Raw genomic sequence first — 3,478 nt, forward strand, 5'->3', positions numbered from 1 at the left:
AACAAACCTCCCCAAAGGATTCAAACGCTTGGCTGACCCAGTCCCCCGCAACCATGGGCAGCGCATGAGCAAATCGTATCACGCAGCCATCCGAGCGTCGAATCCCCCGGCAATTCACCTAAACACAGTTGGATCCCAGCGCCAGTCTGCTAATGAAGCCGAACGAGCCTATATGACTTATGATCTGATAAGTAAAACAGCGGCCGGGCTGGCTGCGAGGTTGCACGCCTCTTGGCCGGCCTGGCCGTGTTTCCTCCTCTCCCGGGCTGGTACGGGGGCGTGCATGCCTGCCCCTCGGCTTCTGCCTGCGGAAGTGTGGTGGGGGCGCGGGAGGGAAGTGTCGGCTCTCTTGGGGTTTGAGCCTTAGATGACACGTTTCCTCCCTGCTCCCCCTGTGTGGGCCAGGGGCGGGGGGATTGATACGCCGCCCGGCCGCTCTTACTCGTGCGAAGCATGTGACAGTTGGTGTGCTTCCTTCCGGTGGCGGCGTGAGGCCAGCACTGCGCCCATGCCGGTCATACCCGTAGCCAGGATGAGCAGGATGCCTTCCCCGCCTGCCTGGGGGAGTACGCCTGTATGCGTTGCAGGCGTATATGTGTACTTGAGGGTAGAGTCCGGTTGCTGGGGTGCGCTGCCCAGCGTGTAGGCCACGCTGACGGTGACCATGCCCGGCTGGTGCGGGGGCGTGAACACGCTCACGCTATTGCCGTCGCCGCGCGTCAAACCTGATACGGCAGTCTGGTCGAACCTGACGCCCGTGATCACCGGCGGCAGAGGAAACATCACCGGCACAGGAACAAGACTCTGAGCTTTACTGTTATGTAGCTCTGTGGGAATGCTGTCGTTGCCGAGCTTGCCATCGCTGTTCCATCCCCAGGCATAGGCGTTGCCGTCGCTGCCCAGGGCCAGCGAATGATAGGCTCCGGCGCTGACTTGTGTGGCTTTCAGTCCTTGCCTCGCGTCAGTGGGGCTGCTAGGGTCGCGCACGCGTACAGGAACAGTCGAAGAGCTGCCGCTGTTGTTGCCGAGCTTGCCATGATCGTTGTTTCCCCAGGCATAGGCGTTGCCGTCGCTGCCCACGGCCAGCGAATAACCGTATCCGGCGCTGACTTGTGTGGCTTTCAGTCCTTGCCTCGCGTCAGTGGGGCTGGCGGGGTCGCGCACGCGCTCCGGAGCATATGTATAGTACCCATCGTAGCCGCCGGTGTTGTTGCCGAGCTGGCCAACGTTGTTGTATCCCCAGGCGTAGGCGTATCCGTCGCTGCCCACGGCCAGCGAATGCTGCCATCCTCCGCTGACCTGTATGGCTTTCAGCCCCTTGCTGGCATCATTAGGGCTGGCGGGGTCGCGTACATGCACAGGAACGGACGAATCCCTGACAGTGTTGTTGCCGAGCCCACCAAACCAATTGGTTCCCCAGGCGTAGGCATATCCGTCGCTGCCCACGGCCAGCGAATGATCTAGTCCGGCGCTGACTTGTGTGGCTTTCAGTCCTTGGCTCGCGTCAGTGGGGCTGCTAGGGTCGCGCACGCGCGCAGGAACATACGAATCTGTTTTAGTGTTGTTGCCGAGCCGGCCATCGCTGTTGTATCCCCAGGCGTAGGCGTATCCGTCGCTGCCCACGGCCAGCGAATGATCGGTTCCGGCGCTGACCTGTATGGCTTTCAGCCCCTTGCTGGCATCATTAGGGCTGGCGGGGTCGTGCACGCGCGCAGGAGCAGGATTCGCGTCTTCGTCCCCGCTGGTGGTGTTGTTGCCGAGCTGGCCATGTCTGTTGTTTCCCCAGGCATAAGCGTATCCGTCGCTACCGAGGGCCAGCGAATAAGAGCTTCCGGCGCTGACCTGCACGTAGGTGAAATCCTTGGGCAGGTCCGGGTACGTGTTGCGGTCGGGCGTCTTCACCCTGACCGGCGTATGCCGTTCGGTGGTTGTCCCGTCGCCGAGCTGGCCCTGGTTGTTGTATCCCCAGGCGTAGGCGTTGCCGTCGCTGCCTAAGGCCAGCGAATGAAGGCTTCCGGCGCTGACGTGGCTAAATTTGATGCCGTTATGGCTGGTTGGTGGTGTGATGACGGTCTGCTGCCCGCCCTCCTGACCGCCCTCACTGGGGTTGATCTTCCACGTGTTGTTGGGGTCTTTGAAGGTCCATTTGGCGGTGAGGGTGAGGTTCTGGATAACGGGTTTGCTGAAATCGTAGGCGGCTTGCCCGGTGAACCACCCGTCGAACAGGAAGCCTTCGCGCACCGGATCATGGGAGGGGCGCTTTACTCTGCCGTATGGATAGGAGACATTCTGGTCTGCTGGTTCGGGTTTTCCTCCGCCCGTGTCGAATCGGACTGTAAGCGTGGATCGTGGTTCGGCGCTTCTGGTCAGCGGCTGGTCGACCGTGTAGCTGAGGTTCCTGGTGAAGGGCTGGCCGTCCTGCCTGCCGTTGATGAGGATGGCGGCTGGTCCCGGCTGGCGGGCGGGTATGTCCGCCTGCCAGGAGCTGGCGGTCTTGTAGAGTTTGAGCGGCTGGCCGTCCATGCTGGCTGATTCCAGGTTGGGCGCCTGTGTGGTGTCGAGTCTGGCCGGTTTGCCGGGCTGGCCCTGCCCGCCCAGGTTCCACATGTATATGCTGCCCTGCCTGCTGATGGCGGTGATCCTGCTGTCTGCCTTGATGGCCTGCAAGTACTGCTGGCTCCCGTCGTCCGCACGTGTGGGTGCTTCGCCGGGCTTCCAGGCCCAGACCCGGCCTTTCGAGTCTATAAGAGTTGCTTGCATAGCGTTACTGCTAATGGCCGTGATGGCAGAATGGTCGGGCAAGACCAGTGGTTCTGGTTGGGTTTGTTCGTTTTCCAGATAGCTGGTCTGGCCTGTTGAGTCCAGAAGCATAGAGCCGTGATCCATGGCTGATATCTGAACAATTCGGCTGGCAAGCTTGACGGGTTGGATCTGATCGGTGTCAATGGCTTCCGGCTTCCAGATCCAGACTTGGCCCTTGCTGTCCAAGGCGAGCAGACAGTCAGCATTGCCAGCAGCCGTGACTGCCAAGGCCTGCCTCGGCAAGCTTATGGCCTTTCCTGTTGGCTCGTCCTTACTGGTCCATGTGTGGATACGGCCATCCTGATCCACTGCCATGAGGCGATCGGCGGCCATGGCAATGCTGATGTAGGTCGTGGAGTCTGTGTCGAGCAGGGCCGGAGTCTCCCCGACTTTGCTCCAGATGTAGATACGGTGGTCACTGCTCAAGGCTGCGTAGCTGTTATCGCCAACGACTCCAGCTGTGAATCGCACCTCGCCAGACGTATCTCGAGGTGATGGCACTTGAACAGGCGTCTTATCGTTCGTTGTCCAGGTGTATAGGCGCCCATCGCCGGTCACGCCGATCAGCTTGTCGTCATGGGCTTCCAACGTGCTGAACGATGGTGAGTCCGCGTTCGGGGGTGTGATGGTGATGCTGGTGCCGCCGGAAGCCGGACCATGGTCGGGGCTGAGCGCC

The 3,478-nt window shown here is 61.2% G+C and carries 1 protein-coding gene; it reads right to left on the reverse strand.

What is annotated here, in order from left to right; all coding sequences use genetic code 11:
* Positions 1-438: 438 nt before the first annotated feature.
* The coding region (locus tag FPK30_RS08080; RefSeq protein ID WP_144086057.1) for an RCC1 domain-containing protein at positions 439-3,478 on the reverse strand (3,040 nt) is incomplete at its 5' end.

Source organism: Bifidobacterium apousia, assembly GCF_007559275.1.
Lineage (GTDB): Bacteria > Actinomycetota > Actinomycetes > Actinomycetales > Bifidobacteriaceae > Bombiscardovia > Bombiscardovia apousia.